We start from the raw sequence: 24,617 nt of genomic DNA on the forward strand, positions 1-24,617 counted from the left end.
CGTCCGCCTTCACCGATCCATCGAGGAGCTGCGCGACGTTACGCGAGGTGGCTCTGAATACGAGAAAGCGATAGGTTGAATTGTCATGTGCCCGACATTTGGTCAGGAATTTTCGCTGGCATTCCAGGCCCCGGGTCCCTGGCTTCGCGCACGGCGTTGCTGCGGTGCAATATCGTTGCAGTATCTTGGGGTGGGATGCCGTCGCTAGAATGATTGCTGCTGATTACCTGAGGCGCATCGCGGCCTGGTCGCGCGAACTGAGCGAGCAAGAAATCGAAATCGCGCGCGCCGGCATTTCCGAGAAATCCTACCGCGCCAACGAATTCATCTTCATGCGCGGCGACAACTTCCAGTACTGGACCGGCATTGTCACCGGGCTGGCGCGCATGGGCATCGTCTCGCGCGGCGGCAAGGCGGCGAGTTTCGCGGGCCTCACCGCAGGCGCGTGGTTCGGCGAGGGGACCGTGCTCAAGAATGAGCCCCGGCGCTACGATGTGGTCGCGCTGCGCGACACGCGACTGGCGATGATGGATCGCCGGACCTTCGTCTGGCTGTTCGAGAACAGCGTCGGCTTCAACCGATTCCTGGTCGGCTCGCTCAATGAGCGGCTCGGCCAGTTCATCGCGCTGCTCGAATATGGCCGCACGCTGGACGCCACGGCGCGGCTGGCGCGCTCGATCGCCTCGCTGTTCAATCCGATTCTCTATCCCGACCTGACGCTGCACCTTGAGATCACGCAGGAGGAGATCGGGGCGCTATCGGGAATCTCCCGGCAGAACGCCAACCAGTGCCTGAAGCGGCTCGAGCGGGAAGGGCTGTTGCGGCTCGAATATGGTGGTGTGACCATCACCAACCTCGACAAGTTGCGCCATTACGGGGAGTGACCGGCTCCAGGCCGTATTTGACCACTTTCGCACACTCTAAAGGCCTGATTTTCAAACGATTATGCCATTAGACTTGGAAGAGGCTGTCTGCTACAGACCGGCCTCGTTGGGGACCGCGTGGTTCCGCGCCCTCTGGAGATGACATGACGGCTCAAGATTCAAAACGGCGCATTGCGCTGATCACCGGTGTCACCGGGCAGGACGGCGCGTATCTCGCCGAATATCTGCTCAGCCTCGGTTATATCGTCCACGGTATCAAGCGCCGGTCGTCTTCGCTCAACACCGCGCGCGTCGACCATCTCTACCAGGATCCGCACGTTGGCAACGTGCCGTTCCTGATGCACTACGGCGACATGACGGATTCGACCAATCTGATCCGCCTGGTGCAGCAGATCCGGCCAACCGAGATTTATAACCTCGCCGCCCAGAGCCACGTCCAAGTCAGTTTCGAGAGCCCGGAATACACCGCCAACGCCGACGCTATCGGCGTGCTGCGCCTCTTGGAGGCGATCCGCATCCTCGGCATGGAAAAGGAGACGCGGTTCTACCAGGCCTCGACCTCGGAGCTTTACGGGCTCGTGCAGGAGGTGCCGCAGAAAGAGACCACCCCATTCTATCCGCGCTCGCCCTATGGCGTCGCCAAGCTCTACGGCTATTGGATCACGGTGAACTACCGTGAGGCCTATGGCATGTTCGCCAGCAACGGTATCCTGTTCAACCATGAGAGCCCGATCCGCGGCGAGACCTTCGTGACGCGCAAGATCACCCGCGCCGTCGCCCGCATCGAGGCTGGCCTCGAGAACAAGCTCTATCTCGGCAACCTCGACGCCAAGCGCGACTGGGGCCACGCCCGCGACTATGTCGAGGGCATGCACAGGATCCTGCAGGTCGACGAGCCCGGCGACTTTGTGCTCGCGACCGGCGAGACGCGGTCGGTCCGCGAATTCGTCGAGCTGGCGTTTGCCGAGGTCGGCCGCAGCATCGAATGGCGCGGCAAGGGCGTCGAGGAGGTCGGTGTCGACACGGCGTCCGGCAACACTCTGGTGCAGATCGATCCGACCTATTTCCGCCCCACCGAGGTCGATCTTCTGATCGGCGACGCAAGCAAGGCGCGCGCCAAGCTCGGCTGGACGCCGAAGACGCCGTTCGCGCAGCTGGTGAAGGAAATGGTCGCCAGCGATCTCGTCGAGGCTAGGCAGGACGCGACCAATGGCAAGCATGGCGTTTGAGTTGAAGGGCAAGACGGTCTTCGTTGCCGGCCATCGCGGCATGGTCGGCTCGGCGCTGATGCGCCGGCTGGCGCGCGAGGAGGCCGATCTCCTGACGGTGTCGCGCAGCGAGGTCGATCTGCGCGACCAAACCGCGGTCAACGCCTGGTTTGCCGCGAAGCGGCCGCAGGCTGTATTTCTCGCTGCCGCCAAGGTCGGCGGCATCGTCGCCAACAACACGCTGCGTGCGGAATTCCTCTACGACAATCTGGCGATCTCGAGCAACGTGATCCAGGCGGCCCACGCCAATGGCTGCGAGAAGCTGATGTTCTTCGGCTCCTCCTGCATCTATCCGCGCCTGGCGCCGCAGCCGCTGCGCGAGGATTCGATGCTGACCGGCCCGCTGGAGCCGACCAACGAGCCCTATGCCATCGCCAAGATCGCCGGCATCAAGATGGCGGAGGCCTATCGCAGCCAGTACGGCGCCGATTTCATCAGCGTGATGCCGACCAATCTCTACGGCCCCGGCGATAATTATCACCCCGAATACAGTCACGTCGTCGCCGCGCTGATCCGCCGCTTCCACGAGGCCAAGGTTTCGGGCGCCGGCAACGTCGCGGTGTGGGGCACCGGCACGCCGCGCCGCGAATTCCTCTATGTCGACGATCTCGCCGACGCCTGCGTTCATCTGATGAAGACCTATTCCTCGCCCGAACTGGTCAATATCGGCACCGGCGAGGACATCACCATTGCCGAGTTCGCGCGCGTCGTCGCGGCCGCCGTCGGCTATCGCGGCGGGATCAGCTTCGACACGTCGCGCCCGGACGGCACGCCGCGCAAGCTGCTCGACGTCGGCCGGCTGGCCAGGCTCGGCTGGCGCGCCACCACCTCGCTCGAGGATGGCATCGCCCTCGCGTACCAGGCCTATCTGCGCGAGACGAAGTGACGCGGTGAACCTCCCGCCCTCCGACTGAGAATATCTGTCGGCTTGGCGACGCTGCGCGGCTAGGATGCGCGTGCCCAAGCGTGCCGCAAGAGCCGCCAGTGCGTCGGAGGAGACATCATGAAGGTTCTACGCCGCCAGTTCCTGCAACTTGCAGCCGCTACGGCTGCGCTTCCGCTCACATTTGGAAAAGCGATTGCCGAGGCCTATCCGGCGCGGCCGGTTCGCCTCGTGATCGGCTATACTCCCGGCGGTTCGGCGGACCTGACGGCGCGCCTGATGGGACAGTGGCTGTCGGAAAAGCTCGGGCAATCCTTCATTGTCGAGAACCGGCCGGGCGGCGGGACCAACATCGCCACCGAGCAGGCGCTGCGCGCGGCGCCTGACGGCTACACGCTGCTGCTGGTCGCGCCAGCGATCAATGCGACGCTCTACCAAAAGCTGCCCTTCGATTTCATGCGCGAGATGGAGCCGATCGCGGGCATCATTCGCTTTCCCAACGTTGTGGTGGTGCACCCCTCGCTGCCGATCAAGTCGATTCCCGAATTGATCGCCTATGCAAAGGCCAATCCCGGCAAGCTCAACATGGCGTCCTCAGGCAACGGTTCGACGATCCACATGTCGGGCGAACTGTTCAAGATGCTGACCGGCATCAACATGCAGCACGTGCCCTACCGGGGCGGCGCGCCGGCGCTCACCGATATGCTGTCCGGCGTGATGCAGGTGATGTTCGACAATCTTCCGACCTGTGCCGAGCACGTCAAATCCGGCAAGCTGCGCGGACTTGCGGTCACCAGCACGACCCGTTCGGACGTGCTTCCGGACCTGCCGCCGGTCGCCGACTTTCTGCCGGGTTACGAAGCCAGCGCCTGGTACGGCCTCGCGGCGCCGAAGAACACACCGCCTGAAATCGTCGACAGGCTCAACAAGGCCGTCAATGAAATCCTCGCCGATCCCAAGGCCAAGGCGCGGTTTACCGAGATCGGCGCGATCATGCTGCCGGGCTCGGCTGCCGACTTCGGCAAACTAGTGGCCGACGAGACCGAGAAGTGGGGCAAGGTGGTCAAGTTCGCCGGTGCCAAGGTGGACTAAAGCGCGATGAGATTCGGTCGAATCGTCATCGCACTTTAACTTGTTGTTTAAGCATGGTCTTCCCGGAAAACCGCTTCCCACTTCTCCGGATCATGCTTTAGCTTCGCGCCGTCGCGCGCGGTGGATTTTTTGAAAGCGCCGCCGCCATCGCCGATATCAGCGGCCGCATGAAGAAGGCGTCTTCGGCCGGGTAGATGTCGGTGCGCAGGCCGTGGGATTTGAGCTCGTCCGATACCGCCGGTCCGACGGAAGCGATCGGCGTACGCTCGAACCCCTGGCGTAACCTGTCCTCGCAACCGCGCGCCCGTGCCACCTCGATGAGCCGACGGACCTGGCCGAGATTGGTCAGCGCGATCGCGTCGATGCGGCCCTGCGCCATCTCCTCGATCGCGGTGACGATGTTGGCGTCGGCGGCCTGCGCATCATAGACATAGGGCAGCACCGTATCGACCTCGGCGCCCTGTGCCTTGATCGCGCCGATCAGGGTGGCGTGATCCTTGTCCGGATAGAGCTGCAGGCCGAGCCGATGGCCGGCGAGGTCGAGCTTCGACAGCATCTCCGCGACGCCTTCCGACGTCGGCTTCTCGGTCGTCATTTGCGGCTCCAGGCCGATCTCGCGCAGCGCCCGGCCGGGCTTGGGGCCGCGGGCGAATTTGCGCGCCTTGGCGAGGCCATCGACGAACTCCCGCTCGACGCCGATCCGGCGCACGACCTTCATCAGCCGGCGCAGGCCTTCGCCGGTCATCAGCACGAGATCGTCGAGCGGCCGTTCGATAGCGCGGCGAATCCAGGCCTCGATCGGCGCCGCATCAGGCGCATCGTGGATGGTGAACATTGGGCATTGCAGCACGTCGGCCCCCTGCTCGGCGAGCAGGCGGGAAAACTGCGCCTCCTCGCGCGTCTCGAGGATCAGGATGCGGTAGCCGTTCAGCCGTTCAGCCATGATGGTCCCTAACAAACATTGTCGTCATTTGTTCGATTTGACCCCCGCGCCGGGATTGGCGCAAGGCCGCCTGCGGTGTAGACGAGGGCCGAAAATGACCGTTCCACCAATCTGCTCAAGCTTTGGTCAATTGGCATGCCCGACCATCAATTCGTTTTGACCCTGTCCTGTCCGGATCGTCCGGGGATCGTCTCGGCGGTCTCGACGTTTCTTGCCCATAACGGCCAGAACATCCTGGACGCCCAGCAGTTCGATGACGTCGAAACCGGCAAGTTCTTCATGCGCGTGGTGTTCACCGCGGCCGACCTAGCGGTCGAGCTCGCGGCGCTGCAGACCGGCTTTGCCGCGATCGCCGAACGGTTCGGCATGGAATGGCAGATGCGCGATCGCGCCAGCCGCCGCCGGGTGATGCTATTGGTGTCGAAGTCCGATCACTGCCTGGTCGACATCCTCTACCGCTGGCGCACCGGCGAGCTCGAAATGATCCCGACCGCTGTTGTCTCCAACCATCCGCGCGAGACCTACGGCTCGCTCGATTTCGGCGATATCCCGTTCCATCATCTGCCGGTGACGAAAGAGACCAAGCGGCAGCAGGAAGACGCGGTATGGAAACTGGCCCAGGACACCAAGACCGATCTCGTGGTGCTGGCCCGCTACATGCAGATCCTGTCGGACGAGATGTCGGCACGGCTGTCGGGCCGCTGCATCAACATCCATCATTCCTTCCTGCCGGGCTTCAAGGGCGCCAGGCCCTACCATCAGGCGCATGAGCGCGGCGTCAAGCTGATCGGCGCCACGGCGCATTACGTCACCAGCGATCTCGACGAGGGGCCGATCATCGACCAGGACGTCGAGCGTATCAGCCATCGCGACACGCCTGAGGATCTCGTGCGCAAGGGGCGCGACATCGAGCGCCGGGTGCTGGCGCGCGCGATCCGCTACCATCTCGCCGATCGCGTCATCCTCAACGGACGCAAGACCGTGGTGTTCGTGGACTGATCCGCACTTCGCTCGCCCGCACAAGGCGATGCGGGCTCTGCCGGCCGACCGTGCGCTCAGCGGGCCGCGTCCTGCGGTGCCGTTGCCGGCTTCGCCTCGTCGCCGCGCTGGGCCGCAGGCATCAGCCGCTTGCGTTCCCGATCCTGCATGAACTTGTCGTATTCCGGGGTGCCCGGCCGCGGCGGTGCATCCGACGGCAGGCCGCCGGCCCAGGCTGGAATGGTGTCGGCCATGCCGGCCGAGAGCTTCTGGTTCATGGAGCTGCATCCCCCGAGCGCGCCGGCCGCGAGCGCGAGGGCAGTCAGGACAGCGATGGGACGCGAGACGATTGGCATGGGAGGCAGGATACGGCCCTGGTCTTTATGGATGATGATCTCGGGCGCGACCGTTCGGCTGCAATTGTGCTTGTTTGTTGACATTGTCGCTGCGTTTGTACGATCGTACAAATGAATCGAGCCGGCGGCGGCGCTGAATGCGCAAGACCGCTTCTCGCGGAGGCATTGAGTCTTGGGGAGCGATATTGGTATCCTGATACTTGTCTCTGCAGCCAAGCCCGATCGCGTCGCGCGCGGCACACGTCCATCGTCCGATTGACAGGGGGCACGGGGAGACGCCTTGTCGCGTTGCGGCTTGGCCGTGCATGCTTGAGTTAAAACAAGGCAAGAGCCGGGACCAAGGCTCGATGCAGAAGAACGGAAGGGGGAGGGACGTCGATGTTCAATCGTCGCAAAATGTTGCTGTGGGGCGCCGCTTCGGCCGTGCTTCCCGGGTTGTGTGCCAGCGTGCCGGCGTGGGCGGACGACGCCGTCAAGATCGGCCTGATCCTGCCGATGACCGGCGGTCAGGCGTCGACCGGCAAGCAGATCGATAACGCCATCAAGCTCTACATGCAGCAGAAGGGCGACACCGTCGCCGGCAAGAAGATCGAGATCATCCTGAAGGACGATGCCGCGGTGCCCGACAACACCAAGCGGCTCGCGCAGGAACTGATCGTCAACGACAAGGTCAATTTCATCGCCGGCTTCGGCGTGACGCCCGCGGCGCTTGCCGCTGCGCCGCTGGCGACGCAAGCCAAGATCCCGGAAGTCGTGATGGCGGCCGGCACCTCGATCATCACCGAGCGTTCGCCCTATATCGTGCGTACCAGCTTCACGCTGGCGCAGTCCTCCACCATCATCGGCGACTGGGCGGTGAAGAACGGCATCAAGAAGGTCGCGACGCTGACCTCCGATTATGCGCCGGGCAACGATGCGCTGACGTTCTTCAAGCAGCACTTCACCGCCGGCGGTGGCGAGATCGTGGAAGAGGTCAAGGTCCCGCTCGCCAATCCGGACTTCGCGCCGTTCCTGCAGCGCATGAAGGATTCCAAGCCCGACGCGATGTTCGTATTCGTGCCGGCCGGGCAGGGCGGCAACTTCATGAAGCAATATGCCGAGCGCGGGCTCGACAAGAGCGGCATCAGGGTGATCGGACCCGGCGACGTCATGGACGACGATCTCCTCAACAATATGGGCGATGCCGCGCTTGGCGCGGTGACGGCGCATCTCTATTCGGCCGCCCATCCGTCCGCGATGAACAAGGAGTTCGTCGCCGCCTACAAGAAGGCGTTCGGCAACCGCCCCGGCTTCATGGCGGTCAGCGGCTATGACGGCATCCATCTGATCTACGACGCGCTGAAGAAGACCAATGGTGCGACCGACGGCGACAAGCTGATCGAGGCGATGAAGGGCATGAAGTGGGAGAGCCCGCGCGGCCCGATCTCGATCGATCCGGAAACCCGCGACATCGTGCAGAACATCTATATCCGCAAGGTCGAGAAGGTCGACGGTGAGCTCTACAATGTCGAGTTCGCGACCTTCGAAGCCGTCAAGGATTCCGGCAAGACCAAGAGATAGCATCGTCATCGGCGGCGTGCGCTCCGGCCCTCACCACGTCATGCCCGGCCAAAAGCGCGAAGCGCGTCTTCTTGCAGGTGTGCTGGGCATCCACGTCTTTCTTCCCGGCGAGCAGAAAGACGTGGATGGCCGGGACAGGCCCGGCCATGACGATGACCTTGACCTTCGAGCTGTTGTTCTTGTTGCGTCCTCACGGCTAAGCTGACTCCATGGCCTCTATCCTCACCAATTTCTTCGACGGCGTCGCCTACGGCATGCTGCTGTTCGTGCTCGCCTGCGGGCTTGCGGTGACGCTCGGGCTGATGAATTTCGTCAACCTCGCGCATGGCGCCTTCGCGATGGCCGGCGGCTATATCTGCGCCGTGCTGGTAAATAATTCCGGCTGGCCGTTCTTCGCAGGCCTGCCGCTCGCCTTTGTCGGCAGCGCCGTGATCGGCATTGCGCTGGAGCGCACGCTGTACCGCCATCTCTACAGCCGCAGCCATCTCGATCAGGTGCTGTTCTCGATCGGTCTGGTGTTCATGTCGGTCGCGGCGGTCGACTACATCATGGGATCGTCGCGGGTCTTCATCAAGCTGCCGGTGGCGCTGGAAGGCCAGATCGACCTGTTCGGCGTCGGCATCGGTCGTTACCGGCTGATGATCGTCGTGATCTGCGGCCTGCTCACGCTGGCGCTGCAACTGATCCTCGCCAAGACCCGGTTCGGCAGCCGGCTGCGCGCCGCAGTCGACGATCCGCGCGCCGCGATCGGGCTCGGCATCAACGTGCCGCAGGTGTTCGCCTTCACCTTTGCGTTCGGCTGCGGCCTCGCCGGCCTCGGCGGCGCGCTGAGCGCGGAGATCCTCGGGCTCGATCCGTATTTCCCGCTGAAATTCATGATCTACTTCCTGATCGTCGTCACCGTCGGCGGCTCCTCGTCGATCACCGGACCGTTCCTGGCGTCGCTGCTGCTAGGCATCGCCGACGTCGCGGGCAAGTATTACGTGCCGAAGCTCGGACCGTTCGTGATCTACACGGTGATGATCGTGATCCTGCTCTGGCGTCCGAACGGCCTGTTCGGCCGCACCGCGGCGCGGTGAGGCGGGCATGACCGCGCTATCAGACGTTTCCACTCACGCGATGGCCAGCGCGCGCTGGCGGATCAACGAGGTCGCGTTCTGGGCGCTGGCGCTCGCCTGCGCCTTCCTGTTCCCGTCGCGCTATTTGATCATGACCGACATCGTACGGCTCGGTTTGTTCGCGCTGTCGCTCGACCTGATCCTCGGCTACGCCGGCATCGTGTCGCTCGGCCACGCGGCGTTCTTCGGCGTCGGCGCCTATTCGGCCGGTTTGCTGGCGCTGCACGGCATCATCAACGAGCCCGTGCTCGCGCTGGTCGCCGCCGGTCTGGTTGCGGCGTTGCTCGGCTTCCTGACCAGTTTTCTCGTCATCCGCGGCGTCGACCTGACACGGCTGATGGTGACGCTCGGCATCGCGCTGCTGCTGGAAGCGCTCGCCGAGCGCTTCTCCAACATCACCGGCGGCACCGACGGGCTGCAGGGCATCGAGATGCAGCCGATCCTCGGTCTGTTCACCTTCGACATGTTCGGCAAGACCGGGTTCTTCTACTCGCTGATCGTGCTGTTCATCCTGTTCCTGCTCGCGCGACGCGTGGTGCATTCGCCGTTCGGCCTGTCGTTGCGCGCGATCAGGAACAATCCGCTGCGCGCGGCCGCGATCGGCGTGCCGGTCAACCGCCGCCTGATCGCGGTCTATACGCTCGCCGCCTTCTATGCCGGGATCGCCGGCGCGTTGTTCACCCAGACCACGGCACTCGCCTCGCTCGACGTGTTTTCCTTCGAGCGCTCGGCCGACCTGATGCTGGTGCTGGTGATCGGCGGCACCGGCTATCTCTATGGCGGCCTGGTCGGCGCCGTCGTGTTCAAGATGCTGCAGGAGCTGTTTCAGAGCATCACCCCGCAATACTGGCTGTTCTGGATCGGCCTCGTGCTGGTCGTGATCGTGATGGTCGGCCGCGCGCGGATCCATCGCTGGGTGCTGTTCGTGCCGAACCTGATCATCCGCCAGTTCGCCGGCCGCAAGGCTGCCGTTGCGATGCCGGAGAGCGACGCGTCATGACGATCGCGCTGGAAACACGAGGCCTCGAAAAATCCTTCGGCGCCCTTCGCGTCACCCGCGATCTCTCGCTGAAGGTGATGCAGGGCGCCCGCCACGCGCTGATCGGGCCGAACGGCGCGGGCAAGACCACCGTGATCAATCAGCTGACCGGCGTGCTGACGCCGAATAGCGGGCGCATCCTGCTCGAGGGCAGCGACATCACCGGCCTGTCCGTGCACAAGCGGGTGCTGCGCGGCTTGTCGCGCACCTTCCAGATCAATCAGCTCTATCCCGACCTGACCCCGCTCGAAACCATCGGGCTTGCGGTCTCCGAACGGATGGGCCGCGGCGGCGACTGGTGGCGACGGATGGGGACCCGGAGCGACGTCAATGCCGAGATCGCCGAGATCCTGTCGCGCTTCCATCTGCTCGACGTGATGACGGAGTTCACCTCGACCTTGCCCTATGGCAAGCAGCGCCTGCTCGAGATCGCGGTCGCGATCGCCGCGAAGCCGCGGGTGCTGCTGCTCGACGAGCCCGCGGCCGGCGTGCCCGAGAGCGAGCGTCACGACATCCTCGCGGCGGTCGCAGCATTGCCGCGCGACGTCACCGTGCTCCTGATCGAGCACGACATGGACCTGGTGTTCTCCTTCGCCGACCGCATCTCGGTGCTGGTCAGTGGCGGCCTGCTCACCGAAGGCGCACCCGACGAGGTCGCGCGCGATCCGCAGGTGAGGGCGGTCTATCTCGGCGAGGCGGCCGATGCCTGACCTTCTTTCCATCCAGGGTCTGCGTGCCGGATACGGCGAGGCGGTGGTGCTGCCCGATATGTCGCTGGCGCTTGCGGAGGGTCAGGTGCTCGCGCTGCTCGGCCGCAACGGCACCGGCAAGACCACGCTGATCAATTCGATTGTCGGCATCGTCAGGCGCTTCGCCGGCAGCCTAGCGCTCGCAGGGCACGACATCACGGCGATGCGGCCCGACCAGCGCGCCCGCGCCGGGATCGGCTGGGTGCCGCAGGAGCGCAACATTTTCCGCTCGCTGACGGTGGAAGAGAACATGACCGCGGTGGCGCAGCCCGGGCCGTGGACGGTCGAGCGGGTATACGAGATGTTTCCGCGGCTGCAGGAACGGCGCCGCAATTTCGGCAACCAGCTGTCCGGCGGCGAGCAGCAGATGCTGGCGATCGGCCGCGCGCTGACGCTGAATCCGAAAGTGCTGCTGCTCGACGAGCCGACCGAAGGCCTCGCGCCGATCATCGTTGAGGAATTGTTAAAAGCGATCGGAACCATCACGCGCTCAGGCGGCATCTGCTCGATCATCGTCGAGCAGAACGCGCAAAAGATTCTGGGGCTCGCCGACCGCGTTGTGATATTGGAACGCGGCACGATCGTGCACGATGCCGCAAGCAGCGCGCTGAAGGCCGATCCCTCCGTCCTCGAGCGCCACCTCGGCGTCTCCGGGGCCAAGGCACATTAGAAGGCACACTAGAAGGCACATTGGAAACGTCCGGGAGTTGACCATGCAGCGAACCAAGCCTCCGTTCCGCGCCGACGAGGTCGGCAGCCTGTTGCGGCCGCCGAAGATCAAGGAGGCGCGCGCCAGATTGGAGAAGGGCGAGATCTCGGTCGACGAACTGCGCAAGGTCGAGGACATGGAAATCGAGAAGGTCGTGCACAAGCAGGCCTCGGTCGGCCTGAAGCTTGCGACCGACGGCGAGTTCCGCCGCTCCTGGTGGCATTTCGATTTCCTCAGCTATCTGACCGGCTGTGAGCTGTTCCATCCCGATATGGGCATCCAGTTCGCGGGCGTGCAGACCCGGCACGATGCCATCAGGGTGATCGGCAAGCTGGATTTCTCCGATCATCACCCGATGCTCGATCACTTTCGGTTCCTGAAGAAGTGCGCCAACCAGGCGCATGTCACGCCGAAGATGACGATCCCCTCGCCGGCAGTGCTGCATTTCCGCGGCGGCCGCAAGCTGATCTCGAAGGAGGTCTATCCGGACCTCGAGGAATTCTATCAGGACCTCGGCAAGACCTACCGCAAGGCGGTGAAGGCGTTCTACGACGCCGGTTGCCGCTATTTGCAATTCGACGACACGGTGTGGGCCTACCTGTGCTCGCAGGAGGAATTGCAGAAGTCGCGCGACCGCGGCGACAATCCGGACGGTTTGCAGGAGATCTACGCTCGCGTCATCAACTACGCGATCGCCGACCGTCCGTCCGACATGGTGATCACGACCCATGTCTGCCGCGGCAATTTCCGTTCGACCTGGATCTCCTCCGGCGGCTACGAGCCGGTCGCCGAGACCCTGCTCGCCGGCACCAATTACGACGGCTACTTCCTCGAATATGATTCCGACCGCGCCGGCGGCTTCGAGCCGCTGCGCTTCCTGCCCAAGGGCAACAAGGTCGTGGTGGTCGGCGTCATCACCTCGAAGTTCGGCGAGCTCGAGAAGAAGGACGACATCAAGCGGCGGCTGGAGGAGGCATCGAAATTTGCCCCGATCGAGCAGCTCGCGGTGTCGCCGCAATGCGGCTTTGCCTCGACCGAGGAAGGCAACATTCTCTCCGAGGAAGAGCAGTGGGCCAAGCTGCGGCTCGCGGTCGAGGTCGCGAACGAGGTGTGGGGGAAGTGAGGCGCTGATGTCGTTCCGTGGCGATGCGAAGCATCGAACCCGGAATATCGAGATCCCCCGGGGCGCAATTGCGCCCCTGAGGTTCGCGCTGCGCGCGCCCCGGGATGACGGTGCTCAAGCGCACCATCACTGCTCCGCCAGATAGACCTCGCCGAGCAGCGACGAGTTCGACCACGGCACCTGCTTGCCCTTGGTCGCGGCGACGACCTCGGCGCGGACCCGCGTCAGCATCTGCTGCACCTCGAGGCCGGGCGTGCCGACATGGCGCGACAGCGCCGCCGAGAACGGGCTGTTGGCGCCTTCGCCGTCGAGCGCGACCTGGCCCGGCGCGGTCGCAAGCGCGATCAGCGTGCCGGCGCCGAGCGTCGAGCCCGATCCGAGCGAGGCGGGCGCGGCAAGGCCGGAGCCCGCTTCGATGCCGCGGCTTGGACCCGCGGAGGCCTGCTGCGGCGCCATCGGATTGTTACGGCAGGCATCGAGGATCAGGATGTTGGTGCGGATCTGGTCGTCGAGCCCGGCCATGATGGTGTCCATGTCGACCATCGCGTCGGTGGCGCGGCTGCCCGGCTTGAACTCGATGTCGACCGGCACGAGGTAGTTGCGGCCGTCGACCTGCACGCCGTGACCGGCATAGTAGACCACGGCGATCTGCGACCGCGCCGCCTCGCGCAGGAAATCGTTGATCGTCTTCTGCATCGTGCCGCGATCGAGATCGAGCCCCTCGGAGACGGTGAAGCCGATATCGCGCAGGCTCCTGGCGATGGCGCGCGCATCGTTGGGCGGATTGGGCAGCGCCTTGACATGCGCATAGGCGCCGTTGCCGATCACCAGCGCGACGCGCCGGCCGGTTGCTGCCGCCCGGACCGGCGCGGCGGGCGGGGCCGGTGCCGTGACAGAAGCGGCCGGTGGCGCGGCCGGGCTGCTCTCGGCGGCCGGCGCCGCCGCGGTCTTGCGCGGTGCCGCGTCGGCCTCCTTGAGCAGCGCGAGCCGAACTTTCGCGGTGGCCTGGTTGGCCTTGCTGCCGGCATCGGACGCCACGCCTTCGAGCACCGAGGCGTAATCTTCCTTGGCAAGCGCAGCATCACCCTTCGCTTCATAGCTGAGGCCGCGCTGGGTATAGGCCGAGATCAGCACGCTGCCGGGCGGCGTCATGATGTTGACGGGCGCTTTGGCCTTGGCGAGCCGGATTGCCTCCGACGTGTCCGCAATCGCGCGCTCGATCTCGCCCTTGGCGCGCCAGATCACGGCGCGGCTGATCAGCGGCTGCGGCAGCGACGGGTCGATCCTGACCGCCTCATTGATGTCGGCGAGCGCGCCGTCGAGATCGCCGAGCGCCCGCTTCGAGGCGCCGCGGTTCTGATAGGAGAAGGCTGACTTCGGACCGGCCTTGATCGCGGCGTCATAGTCGGCGATCGCCTTGGCATAGTCGCCCTTGCTGCGATAGACGTTGCCGCGGTTGTGGAAGATGATGCCGCTCGGCGGCCCCATGCGCAGCGCATCGTTGAAGTCGGCGATCGCGATGTCGTACTCGCCCTTGTCGAAATAGGCCGAGCCCCGGAGATTGTAGACAGCGGTGCTGGGCTTGAGGCGCAGCGCCTCGGTGGCGTCGGATATCACCTGGGCGTAGTTGCCCTTCTTGTTCCAACCGACCGCGCGCCAGAAATAGATGGTCGCGAGCCTCTCGCCGGAAAACACCTTCAGCGCGATGATCTTGGTGCAGGCGTCGATCATCTGGTCGGCCGGCGTGGTCTCGGTCGTGCAGAGCGGGCCGAGCTGGGAGCGCGCCTGGGCGAAACAGGGCGCCGACCAGAGCAGAGCGGCCAGGAGGGCGGGGATCAGGAGCAGGCGGCGCATCGGTCATCCGGGGGTAAAGCCGTCATGGCGATCGACGACGGCAGGGTGGTCCAAGAGACGGTCCAGGGGGCGGTCCTGACTGTTTGGTGATCGGGCAGCAGAGGGGGGTTCAACTGGTGGGAAAATGGTGATAAGACGCTGTCAGTCATCAATTCTGCCCACTTCCGTCCCACTCGCCGCTGCCCACCCCAGGCGCCATGAAGAACGACGAAATCCTCAGCCAGATCACGGATTTCTGCCGCCGCTCCGACATGGCGGAGACGACGTTCGGCCGCCGTGCCGTCAACGACGGCAAGCTGGTGTACCGGCTGCGCGAGGGCAAGCGCATCACCATCGATACGCTCGACCGCATCAACGCCTTCATCGCGACCTCGACGCCGGGCGGCGTGGCGCCGCCGCGCGGCCTCGTGGTGCCGCCGGAAAAGCGCGATCCGCGGGGCAATTTCCGGTTCTTCGAGAACCGCCAGCGTTATTTGCTGTTCGTCCACACCTGTAGCGAGAAGCGGGTCATCGCCGACCGGGTCGCGCTGGAACTGGCGGCCATCCACCCGCGGCCGCCGGCGCTGCGGGTGTTCGATGCCGGAATGGGCGACGGCACGGTGCTGGCGCGGGTCCTGCGCGCCATGCATGGCCGCTTCCCACATATGCCGTTCTATGTCGCCGGCAAGGAACTGAGCCTCGAGGACGTCCGCCTCACCCTCGATAAGGTCCCCGACCGCCTGTTCGAGCATCCGGCCAGCGTCTTCGTGTTCACCAACATGTATTACGCCGAGGCGCCCTGGCTGACGCCCAAGAACTCCGCGGCGGCCGCCAGCATGATCTGGCACGAGGTAGCCCTGCGGGGCGCTTCCTCGGGCGAATTCGAGGCGCAGATCGCCGAACTCGGTCCATTCCTGGAGCAGAACTGGCGCGCCAATCTCAGCCCCGGCAATGCGATGCCGATCTATGAGCGGCCGGTGGCGCTGGTCCTGTACCGGGACGATCACCGGTTCCTGCTCGATTCCATCATTCCGCGGGCCGGCCGCACCGAAGCCAATTTCGATCTTGTGATCGCCTCGCAACCCTACCGTGCCAAATCCTCGGTGAACTTCCGCGCCAAGCGGATCATCGCGCCGCTGGCCCGCGCGCTGCGCGGCGGCGGGCGGCTGATAGGAATCCACTCCCACGGCGGCGATCCCGGACTTGAAATGATTCAAGCCGTCTGGCCCGGAGAAAATCCTTTCGCCGTCAGTCGCCATGAGATACTGCGCGCGGTGAAATACGAACTGGGATCCGCCGGACGCGAGCTGAACTTCAACGCCTACGCCGATAACCGTTCGATCTTCCGATATGATATGGAAGCGCTGCCCAATGAGGTGACCGGCTCGATCGGAACCTCGACGGCCTTTGCTGCGTGGAATGCGGCGGTGTATGTCGCGCAGATCGAAGATGAGCGGTTGACCGAAACGACCGAAAACGGACGAGCTCTCGAGGCCACACGCGAAGTTCTCCGCAAACACAACGGGCTGTGGTTCTACGACGAATCCTACGTCATCTCGCGGCGACGAGACTGACATGCCGGGGACATATTCACCAACCAACGTCGGACTTCGACTTAACAAGGGGTTTGCTTGATGCGCGCGTCTTACCTGTTCACCAGCGAGTCGGTCTCGGAAGGCCATCCGGACAAGGTCTGTGATCGTATCTCGGATGAGATCGTCGATCTGTTCTATCGCGAGGGACCGAAAGCGGGCATCGACCCGTGGCAGATCCGCGCGGCGTGCGAGACGCTCGCGACCACCAACAAGGTGGTGATCGCCGGCGAAACGCGCGGCCCGAGCTCGGTCACCAATGACCACATCGAGAGCGTGGTTCGCTCTGCAATCAAGGATATCGGCTACGAGCAGGACGGCTTCCACTGGAAGAACTGCGACATCGAGATCCTGCTGCATCCGCAGTCGGCCGACATCGCGCAGGGCGTCGACGCGCTGCAGCCGGGCGAGGTCAGGGAAGAGGGTGCCGGCGACCAGGGCATCATGTTCGGTTACGCCACCAACGAGACGCCGGACCTGATGCCGGCGCCGATCTTCTACGCCCACAAGATCCTGCGGCTGATCTCCGAAGCGCGCCACTCCGGCCGTGAGAAGGTGCTGGGTCCGGACTCCAAGAGCCAGGTCACGGTGCAGTACGAGAACGGCAAGCCGGTCGGCGTCCGCGAGATCGTGGTCTCGCATCAGCATCTGGTCGAGGACCTCTCGTCCAAGCAGATCCGCGACATCGTCGAGCCCTATGTCCGCGAGGCGCTGCCGAAGGAGTGGATCAGCGACAAGACGATCTGGCACATCAATCCGACCGGCAAGTTCTTCATCGGCGGTCCCGACGGCGACTCCGGCCTGACCGGCCGCAAGATCATCGTCGACACCTATGGCGGCGCGGCTCCGCATGGCGGCGGTGCGTTCTCCGGCAAGGATCCGACCAAGGTCGACCGCTCGGCCGCCTATGCCGCGCGCTATGTCGCCAAGAACATCGTCGCGGCCGGTCTCGCCGACCGCTGCACGCTGCAGCTCGCCTATGCGATCGGCGTGGCGCGTCCGCTGTCGATCTACATCGACACCCACGGCACCGGTAAGGTCTCGGAGGATCAGCTCGAGAAGGCGGCGGCCAAGGCGATGGATCTGACGCCGCGCGGCATCCGCAGCCATCTCGACCTCAACCGCCCGATCTACGCGCGCACCTCGGCCTACGGTCATTTCGGCCGCACGCCCGACAATGAGGGCGGCTTCTCCTGGGAGAAGACCGATCTCGTCGAGCAGCTGAAGCGCGCGCTCTGATACTTGCGTCATTCCGGGGCGCTCGCGAGAGCGAGCGAACCCGGAATCCCTAATCATCACCTCGAGATCCCGGGTTCGCCTCTTCGAGGCGACCCGGAACGACCCGTTCAACAACAGGACGCTCAAATGAACGCCCCCACGAAGCCCGGCTTCACCGACTACATCGTCAAGGACATTGCGCTCGCCGATTTCGGCCGCAAGGAGATCTCGCTGGCCGAGACCGAGATGCCCGGCCTGATGGCTACCCGCGAGGAGTATGGCCCCAAGCAGCCGCTGAAGGGCGCGCGCATCGCGGGCTCGCTGCACATGACGATCCAGACCGCGGTGCTGATCGAGACGCTGGCCGCGCTCGGCGCCGACATCCGCTGGGTCTCCTGCAACATCTATTCGACCCAGGATCACGCCGCGGCCGCGATCGCCGCCGCCGGCATTCCGGTGTTCGCCGTCAAGGGCGAGACGCTGACCGAGTACTGGGACTACACCGCAAAGCTGTTCGACTGGCACGGCGGCGGCACGCCGAACATGATCCTTGATGACGGCGGCGACGCCACCATGCTGGTGCATGCCGGCTACCGCGCCGAGCAGGGCGACACCGCCTTCCTCGACAAGCCGGGCTCCGAGGAAGAGGAGATCTTCTACGCGCTGGTCAAGCGCCTCCTGAAGGAGAAGCCGAAGGGCTGGTTCGCCGAGATCGCCAAGAACATCAAGGGCGTCTCGGAAGAGACCACCACGGGCGTGCATCGCCTCTACGAGATGGCCAACAAGGGCACGCTCCTGTTCCCGGCGATCAACGTCAACGACAGCGTCACCAAGTCGAAGTTCGACAACCTCTATGGCTGCCGCGAGTCGCTGGTCGACGGCATCCGCCGCGGCACCGACGTGATGCTGTCGGGCAAGGTCGCGATGGTCGCCGGCTTCGGCGACGTCGGCAAGGGCTCGGCCGCCTCGCTGCGCCAGGCCGGCTGCCGCGTCATGGTCTCCGAGGTCGATCCGATCTGCGCGCTGCAGGCGGCGATGGAAGGCTATGAGGTCGTGACCATGGAAGACGCGGCGCCGCGCGCCGACATCTTCGTCACCGCCACCGGCAACAAGGACATCATCACCATCGAGCACATGCGCGCGATGAAGGATCGCGCCATCGTCTGCAACATCGGTCATTTCGACAACGAGATTCAGATCGCCTCGTTGCGCAATCTGAAGTGGACCAACATCAAGCCGCAGGTCGACGAGATCGAATTCCCCGACAAGCACCGCATCATCATGCTGTCGGAAGGCCGCCTGGTGAACCTCGGCAATGCGATGGGCCATCCGTCCTTCGTGATGTCGGCCTCCTTCACCAACCAGACGCTGGCGCAGATCGAGCTGTTCGCCAACAACAAGGACAGCAAGTACGCCAAGAAGGTCTACGTGCTGCCGAAGACGCTGGACGAGAAGGTCGCCCGCCTGCACCTCGCCAAGATCGGCGTCAAGCTGACCGAGCTGCGCAAGGACCAGGCCGACTATATCGGCGTCAAGCAGGAAGGACCGTACAAGTCGGATCACTACCGCTACTGATCCGCGGTCATCGCGAGCGATGAAGTTAAGAGCCCCGGCATGTCCGGGGCTTTTTGCTGGGCTGACTTGCAGGCGCCTCTCCATTCGTCAGGGCGACACCGATTGTGTGGCGCGGCCTGCGTCTACAAGCCGTCGTCCCGGCGCAGGCCGGCAACTGTTATGTTGGTTTGGTCTGCAGGTACGGCTTTCGGTCTCGCATCATGGCATTGAGGACCGTGAGCAGCTTCCTGGCGACGGCGATGAGGGCGAGTTTGGCTGGTTTTCCGGCCTGTCGCAGTCGTGCATAGAAGGCCTTGAACGGATCAGCTCTGCGAACTGCGTTGAGGGCCGCCATATAAAGGGCGTCACGAACGCGCTTTCGGCCGCCCGCAATCTTGCGCTTGCCGCGGAAGGTGCCGCTGTCGACGTTGAAGGGAGCAAGGCCAGCGAGCGCTGCGAGTTGTTTCGGTCCGACCCGCCCGAGTTCCGGCATCTGCGCGATGAGCTGCATGCAGGCCACGGGACCCACGCCGGGCAGCGAACGCATTAACTTCGCATCGTCCGCGATCTGCGCTTCGGCTTTAATCAATGCGCTGATGTCGGCCTCGATCTCGGCGATCTCGCTGTCGAGGACCTCGATGAGGCGGCCAATGCGTTCGGCCATGGCGCGATCGTCGGCCTCGCTGCGCCGGTTCTTCTCCTGGGCGCGCATGAGGACCAGCTGATCCCGCCGTTTTGCAAGCCTCGCCAAGGCGCCCCGTGCAGGATCGGCGACCTGCTCGGGGGCGGGCTGCATGGCCCGCGCAAAGGCCGCCAGCATCCGCGCATCGATCGGATCGGTCTTGGCGAGTAGGCCGCTGGCCCGTGCAAAGTCGCGGGCACGGGCCGGGTTGATCCGTGCGAACGGGATCCCGGCCTGACGCAGCGCCTCGCGAAGCGCGAGGTCATAGATACCCGTCGCCTCGAAGACCACCAGCGAGGCGCATTGCCAACGCGCCACCTGCTGTGTGATGGCCTGTGTCGCGTTGGCAATGCGCCTCGGCACGCCGTCAGCCTCATCAAAGATATCGAGGTGTTTCTTGGAGATGTCGATTCCGACGTAACGAAGAGCTATGATCACGGTGCCTGTCCCTGTGATGCGAGGTCTGTTGGCGCAGCCTCGTGCAACTGTTCAGGTTGATAGATGGAACGGGCGGGAGACCGAGCCGGCTCACGGCGTCAAGCGCCAAGGACCCAACGGCTTCCCGCCCACCACATCCTGACAGACTTCCAAGACACAGGGACCCATACGCCGCGGCGGATGTAGTCGGCGGGACTCGTCATTCCAGCATCGCACAACAATGAACTTCGGTGGTTATGGGTCCCGGCCTTCGCCGGGACGACGATGAGGATGGTTCTGGGTTCATGATGTCTGCCAAGCTCTCGGTGTAATCACCCGCGCATGCGCATGAGAGAGCGGCAGAACACTCGGATCACTTCACCTCAATATCGACAGCCCGCGCCGTGCCGTGCCCCAGCTGCCGTGAGATATCGCCGGCGCAGGCCCGCAACGCAGTTGCGATCGCACTGTCCCAGCTGGCGTCGAAGGTGCCTTCCGGCCCCATCGCGGTGATGACCAGCGCGACGTGGCCGGCGTGATCGAACACCGGCGCGGCGAAGGCGTTGACACCGGGCAGGGGATCTCCGATCGCCCGCGCCAGCCCGCGGCTGCGGACCTCGGCGAGGATCTCGTCCGTCTTCGCGTCCACCGGCGCACGTTTCGGATTGTAGCCGACGCCGAGGCGATCGAGGCCGCTCTCGAGCGCGGTCCTGATCGCGTTCGGCGGCATGAAGGCGGCGAAGGCGCGGCCGGTCGCGGTCTCGAGCAGCGCCACCACCGATCCGACGCGCATCGCGATATGCACCGGATGGCTCGGCTCCTCGAGCCGCACCACGGTCGCGCCGTGGGTGCCCCAGACCGACAGCGACACCGCGTGATTGATGCTGTCGGCGAGCGTTGCGATCCGCGGCGTCGCGATCCGCACCGCGGACTGCCGGCGCAGGCTGATCAGGCCGAGCTCGAGCGCCAGCGCCCCGATCTCGTAACGGCCGGTGACCTCGTCCTGCTCGATCAGGCCGATGCGGGAAAAGCTGACCAGATAGGGATGCGCCTTGGCCGGCGGCATGCCGGCTTCGCGCGCGAGATCGCGCAGCATCATCGGTTCGCCGCTGCGGGCCAGCGCGCGGAGCAATTCTCCGCCGACCTCGATCGACTGTATGCCGCGGCTCTCTCTCGTCATGTGGCCCTGTTCGCGTTCCGGATTCGCACTTAGCTGGAAAACCTTGCCGTCCGCGAGACGCGAGGCGGCGGGATCAATCTGGCGCGTCATATCCGCCTCTATCACCGTCACCCTGAGGAGCGCGCATCTCGCGTGCGTCTCGAAGGGTCGACGGCCCCACTGGTGGCCGTGCATCCTTCGAGGCTCGCTCCGCTCGCGCCTCAGGATGACGGGTTTGAACTGCCCCTCTGCTCCGCTGCCACACCTGCAATGTGCTTGCCCGCGATGTAGCCGAAGGTCAGCGCGGGCCCGAGCGTGATGCCGGCGCCGGGATAGTTGCCGCCCATGATGCTCGCCATGTCGTTGCCGGCGGCATAGAGGCCGGCGATCGGCTGGCCGTCGGCGTCGAGCGCGCGGGCATTGGCGTCGGTCCTTATGCCGGCATAGGTGCCGAGATCGCCGATCACCATCTTGATGGCGTAGAACGGCCCGCGCTGGATCGGCGCGATGCAGGGGTTGGGCCCGTGCAGCGTATCGCCCTGGTAGCGGTTATAGGCGCGCGAGCCCTTGCCGAAGGCGGGGTCACGGCCCTCCGCCGCGGTTGTGTTGAACTCCGCGACGGTCGTCTCGAGCGCCTTGGCGTCGATGCCGGCCTGCGCGGCGAGTTCTGAAAGCGTCGCGCCGCGCTTGAGATAGCCGGTCTTCAGATGATGGCCGAGCGGCATCGGGCGCGGCGGCACGCAGCCGAGGCCATATTTGCGGAGCGTCTCGTGATCGCAGATGAGATGTGCCGCAATCTCCTCGCCGGGCTTCGCCGCCTTGATCATCGCCTGCACGAAGTCGTGGTAGGAATTGCCTTCATTGGCAAAGCGCCTGCCGTCGGCCATCACCGCGATCACGCCCGGCTTGGCGCGATCGATGAAATGCGGCATCACGCCCTTCGAGCCGTCCTTGCGCGTCGTGACCGAGACCGGTACCCAGGCTGCGGCATTCGGCAGCGAGTCGTCGACGCGGCCGCCGGCGGATTCCGCAAGGCGCAAGCCGTCGCCGGTGTTGCCGGTCGGGCCCGGCGAGTAATGCTCTTTTCCGGTCGGCGCATGCGGAAACATCTTCTGCCGTCGCGCGACGTCGTGCGGAAAACCGCCGCAGGCGAGCACCACGCCACGCTTCGCGTTGACGCGGATCGTGCGCCCTTCACGCACGACGATTGCGCCGCGCACCACGCCGTTCTCGACGATCAATTCGCGCACCGGCGAGTTGAGCCAGAGCGGGATCTTGAGGTCGAAGGCAGATTTCGCCAGCCGTCCGGCCAGCGCGTTGCCGTTGGTCAGCGTCATGCCGCGGCCGTTGCGCATCACGTCGATGGCGTGTTTCGACAGCCGTTTGGCGACATAGGCCGCCGAGGTCAGCGATCTCGTCGCGCGCATGAAATGCACGATCTCCTTGCCGGAGCCGAGCATCATGCCGAACACGGTGAGCTCGGGCAGGGGGCTGCCGAGATCCTTGAGGGCGTCGCCGAGCTCGTGGGCGTCGAACGGTCGCGTCACCATCGAGCGGCCGCCCTGCGCGCCGCCGGGCGCTTCCGCATGATAGTCCGGGAAGGTCAGCGGCATGTCGAAGCGCACCGCGGTGCTGGTGGTGAAGAAGTCGACCGCCTTCGGCCCCTCGGTCAGGAACGCATCGACGCGCGCTGCGTCGAAGCTGTTGCCGGCCTCATGGCGCAGATAGGTTTTCGCCTGATCGGGGCTCTCCTCGATGCCCCAGGCCTTGGCCAGCGAGGTGCCGGGAATCCACAGCCAGCCGCCGGAGCGCGCGGTGGTGCCGCCGAACCGCAGCTCCTTCTCGACCACTAGGACCTTGAGGCCGTGATGGCCGGCGGTGACCGCCGCCGACAGCCCGGCGCAGCCGGAGCCGACGACCAGCGCGTCGCAATCATAAGCTTCTTCGTTGGCCACGCGATCGATCCTATTTCTTGAGCAGTGGGCACTTCGACTCGGAGACCGGACGATACGCGTCCTCGCCCTTCACCGTCTTGACGATGTCGAGATAATCCCACGGCTCCTTGGATTCCGAAGGCTTCTTCACCTTCGCCAGATACATGTCGCGGATCACGCGGCCGTCCTCGCGCAGCTTGCCGCCATGCACGAAGGTGTCCTCGATCGGCAGCTCGCGCATCTTGGCCATCACCGCTTTGGGATCGTCGGTGCCGGCGGCCTGGATCGCCTTGAGATAATGGAGCACCGAGCCGTAGACGCCGGTCTGGATCATGGTCGGCATCACATTGGCACGGGCGTAGAACTTCTTTGACCAGGCGCGCGTTTTCTCGTCCATGTTCCAGTACGACGACGTCGTCATGTAGGTGCCCTGCGCGGCGTTGAGTCCGATTGCATGCACGTCGGTGTCGAACATCAAAAGGCCGACCAGCTTCTGGCCGCCCTGCACGAGGCCGAACTCACCGGACTGCTTGATCGAATTGTCGGTGTCCTGGCCGGCATTGGCGAACGCCACCACGTCGGCCTTCGAGCTCTGCGCCTGCAGCGCAAACGAGGAGAAGTCGGCGGTGTTGGTCGGATGCTTGACGCTGCCGAGCACCTTGCCGCCCATCTCGTTGATGAAGCGCGTCGCGTCCTTCTCGAGCTGCTGGCCGAAGGCGTAATCGGCGGTGACGAAGAACCAGGACTTGCCGCCTTCCTTGATCACGGCCGAGGCCGTCACCTTGGACAGCGCGTACGTGTCGTAGGCGAAATGCACCGTGTTGGGGCTGCACAATTCGTCGGTCAGCGAGCTCGCGCCGGGACCAGACAGCAGCGCGATCTTGTTGCGCTCTCGCACCATGTTGTGCACGGCGATCGCGATGCCGGAATTCGGGATGTCGACGACCGCGTCGACCTTGCCGTTGTCGAACCAGCCGCGCACGATCTGCACGCCGACATCGGTCTTCATCTGGTGGTCGGCGGAGATGATCTCGATCGGCTTGCCGAGCACGGTCGGGCCGAATTCCTCCACCGCCATCCTGGCCGCCTCGACCGAACCCGGGCCCGAATTGTCGCGGCCCCAGCTCGACAGGTCGGTCAGCACCCCGATGCGCACGACGTCATCCGAAACCTGGGCGTGAGCGGCCGTGGTCATCGCCGCGATAATGGCTGCCGCCAGAAACTGTCTCATCATTCCTCCCTCTGGGTGTCCGCGCTCTTCGGCGGGTCATCTCAGGATTAGGAATTGTCTAATCAGTTTGTCAATGGTGAATTGAGTGTGTGAATAGTGTCACAAAGTTGGCGCCGGCGCGGCACGGCGCTTCACATTTGGTGAGCGAACGCTTACGTGGCTCATCCGGGACGGCACCGCGGCAAGGCTCCCGGCTCATTTGCCAGACCGCGCCGCAGTGCCAAGTCACTATGAAACAGGGGAATTTTCGCGGACGGCGACGCGTTTCGCCGCCCGGACCGGGCCACCCGTGAAG

General features: G+C 64.7%; 21 protein-coding genes. 14 read left to right on the plus strand and 7 right to left on the minus strand.

All coding sequences use genetic code 11. The annotated features are described in order from the left end of the window. The first annotated feature begins 209 nt into the window (after positions 1 to 209). From JEY66_RS16545 to JEY66_RS16560, 4 genes are all read left to right on the plus strand, one after another. Positions 210 to 884, plus strand: a complete 675-nt coding sequence (locus JEY66_RS16545) for a Crp/Fnr family transcriptional regulator (RefSeq protein WP_018272661.1) — start codon at positions 210 to 212, stop codon at positions 882 to 884. A gap of 143 nt (positions 885 to 1,027) precedes the next feature. Next, positions 1,028 to 2,113: a GDP-mannose 4,6-dehydratase gene (gmd, locus tag JEY66_RS16550; RefSeq protein ID WP_018272660.1), complete on the plus strand. Its 1,086-nt coding sequence runs from the start codon at positions 1,028 to 1,030 to the stop codon at positions 2,111 to 2,113. Next, the gene (gene fcl / locus JEY66_RS16555; protein ID WP_026193037.1) at positions 2,094 to 3,038 is read left to right on the plus strand and encodes a GDP-L-fucose synthase; all 945 of its coding nucleotides are present in this window, start codon (positions 2,094 to 2,096) and stop codon (positions 3,036 to 3,038) included. Before gmd ends, fcl begins: the two co-directional genes overlap by 20 nt. A gap of 117 nt (positions 3,039 to 3,155) precedes the next feature. Further along, positions 3,156 to 4,127: a tripartite tricarboxylate transporter substrate binding protein gene (locus tag JEY66_RS16560; RefSeq protein ID WP_018272658.1), complete on the plus strand. Its 972-nt coding sequence runs from the start codon at positions 3,156 to 3,158 to the stop codon at positions 4,125 to 4,127. 97 nt (positions 4,128 to 4,224) lie between these two features. Here the strand turns inward: JEY66_RS16560 and JEY66_RS16565 are convergent, their stop codons facing one another. Then, the gene (locus JEY66_RS16565) at positions 4,225 to 5,070 is read right to left on the minus strand and encodes a uroporphyrinogen-III synthase (protein ID WP_018272657.1); all 846 of its coding nucleotides are present in this window, start codon (positions 5,068 to 5,070) and stop codon (positions 4,225 to 4,227) included. 135 nt (positions 5,071 to 5,205) lie between these two features. On the opposite strand from JEY66_RS16565, the gene purU reads away from it, so the two are divergent. Continuing rightward, entirely contained in the window at positions 5,206 to 6,069 is an 864-nt protein-coding gene (gene purU / locus JEY66_RS16570) for a formyltetrahydrofolate deformylase (RefSeq protein ID WP_018272656.1), read from the plus strand. Positions 6,070 to 6,125: 56 nt separating this feature from the next. On the opposite strand, the gene JEY66_RS16575 is transcribed toward purU, so the two are convergent. Next, the gene (locus tag JEY66_RS16575) at positions 6,126 to 6,404 is read right to left on the minus strand and encodes a hypothetical protein (RefSeq protein WP_026193036.1); all 279 of its coding nucleotides are present in this window, start codon (positions 6,402 to 6,404) and stop codon (positions 6,126 to 6,128) included. A gap of 378 nt (positions 6,405 to 6,782) precedes the next feature. On the opposite strand from JEY66_RS16575, the gene JEY66_RS16580 reads away from it, so the two are divergent. The 6 genes from JEY66_RS16580 (at position 6,783) to JEY66_RS16605 (ending at position 12,702) form a co-directional block, all read left to right on the plus strand. Beyond that, positions 6,783 to 7,964, plus strand: a complete 1,182-nt coding sequence (locus tag JEY66_RS16580) for an ABC transporter substrate-binding protein (RefSeq protein WP_018272654.1) — start codon at positions 6,783 to 6,785, stop codon at positions 7,962 to 7,964. Between the two features lie 209 nt (positions 7,965 to 8,173). Further along, positions 8,174 to 9,043 (plus strand): branched-chain amino acid ABC transporter permease, encoded by an 870-nt coding sequence (locus JEY66_RS16585; RefSeq protein WP_018272653.1) that lies wholly within the window; start codon positions 8,174 to 8,176, stop codon positions 9,041 to 9,043. Between the two features lie 7 nt (positions 9,044 to 9,050). Beyond that, a complete protein-coding gene (locus JEY66_RS16590) occupies positions 9,051 to 10,082 on the plus strand; it encodes a branched-chain amino acid ABC transporter permease (protein WP_026193035.1) in 1,032 nt (343 codons plus the stop codon). After that, positions 10,079 to 10,831, plus strand: a complete 753-nt coding sequence (locus JEY66_RS16595; RefSeq protein ID WP_018272651.1) for an ABC transporter ATP-binding protein — start codon at positions 10,079 to 10,081, stop codon at positions 10,829 to 10,831. Before JEY66_RS16590 ends, JEY66_RS16595 begins: the two co-directional genes overlap by 4 nt. Further along, positions 10,824 to 11,540, plus strand: a complete 717-nt coding sequence (locus JEY66_RS16600) for an ABC transporter ATP-binding protein (protein ID WP_018272650.1) — start codon at positions 10,824 to 10,826, stop codon at positions 11,538 to 11,540. Before JEY66_RS16595 ends, JEY66_RS16600 begins: the two co-directional genes overlap by 8 nt. A gap of 43 nt (positions 11,541 to 11,583) precedes the next feature. After that, a complete protein-coding gene (locus tag JEY66_RS16605) occupies positions 11,584 to 12,702 on the plus strand; it encodes a cobalamin-independent methionine synthase II family protein (RefSeq protein WP_018272649.1) in 1,119 nt (372 codons plus the stop codon). Positions 12,703 to 12,828: 126 nt separating this feature from the next. Here the strand turns inward: JEY66_RS16605 and JEY66_RS16610 are convergent, their stop codons facing one another. Then, positions 12,829 to 14,556: a caspase family protein gene (locus JEY66_RS16610; protein ID WP_018272648.1), complete on the minus strand. Its 1,728-nt coding sequence runs from the start codon at positions 14,554 to 14,556 to the stop codon at positions 12,829 to 12,831. 197 nt (positions 14,557 to 14,753) lie between these two features. On the opposite strand from JEY66_RS16610, the gene JEY66_RS16615 reads away from it, so the two are divergent. The 3 genes from JEY66_RS16615 (at position 14,754) to ahcY (ending at position 18,920) form a co-directional block, all read left to right on the plus strand. After that, positions 14,754 to 16,109: a hypothetical protein gene (locus JEY66_RS16615; protein ID WP_016843649.1), complete on the plus strand. Its 1,356-nt coding sequence runs from the start codon at positions 14,754 to 14,756 to the stop codon at positions 16,107 to 16,109. Positions 16,110 to 16,169: 60 nt separating this feature from the next. After that, positions 16,170 to 17,366: a methionine adenosyltransferase gene (metK, locus tag JEY66_RS16620; protein WP_018272647.1), complete on the plus strand. Its 1,197-nt coding sequence runs from the start codon at positions 16,170 to 16,172 to the stop codon at positions 17,364 to 17,366. 126 nt (positions 17,367 to 17,492) lie between these two features. Continuing rightward, on the plus strand, positions 17,493 to 18,920 hold the full coding sequence (gene ahcY / locus JEY66_RS16625; protein ID WP_018272646.1) for an adenosylhomocysteinase: 1,428 nt from the start codon (positions 17,493 to 17,495) through the stop codon (positions 18,918 to 18,920). A gap of 157 nt (positions 18,921 to 19,077) precedes the next feature. On the opposite strand, the gene JEY66_RS16630 is transcribed toward ahcY, so the two are convergent. The 4 genes from JEY66_RS16630 to JEY66_RS16645 form a co-directional block, all read right to left on the minus strand. Continuing rightward, complete coding sequence (locus JEY66_RS16630; RefSeq protein ID WP_248887611.1) at positions 19,078 to 20,019, minus strand: IS110 family RNA-guided transposase; 942 nt, start codon at positions 20,017 to 20,019, stop codon at positions 19,078 to 19,080. Between the two features lie 352 nt (positions 20,020 to 20,371). Then, positions 20,372 to 21,178, minus strand: a complete 807-nt coding sequence (locus JEY66_RS16635; RefSeq protein WP_026193034.1) for an IclR family transcriptional regulator — start codon at positions 21,176 to 21,178, stop codon at positions 20,372 to 20,374. 200 nt (positions 21,179 to 21,378) lie between these two features. Further along, entirely contained in the window at positions 21,379 to 23,112 is a 1,734-nt protein-coding gene (locus JEY66_RS16640) for an FAD-dependent oxidoreductase (RefSeq protein WP_018272643.1), read from the minus strand. Positions 23,113 to 23,122: 10 nt separating this feature from the next. Further along, on the minus strand, positions 23,123 to 24,325 hold the full coding sequence (locus JEY66_RS16645; protein ID WP_018272642.1) for an ABC transporter substrate-binding protein: 1,203 nt from the start codon (positions 24,323 to 24,325) through the stop codon (positions 23,123 to 23,125). Positions 24,326 to 24,617 lie beyond the last annotated feature (292 nt).

The organism is Bradyrhizobium elkanii USDA 76, assembly GCF_023278185.1.
GTDB classification, from domain to species: domain Bacteria; phylum Pseudomonadota; class Alphaproteobacteria; order Rhizobiales; family Xanthobacteraceae; genus Bradyrhizobium; species Bradyrhizobium elkanii.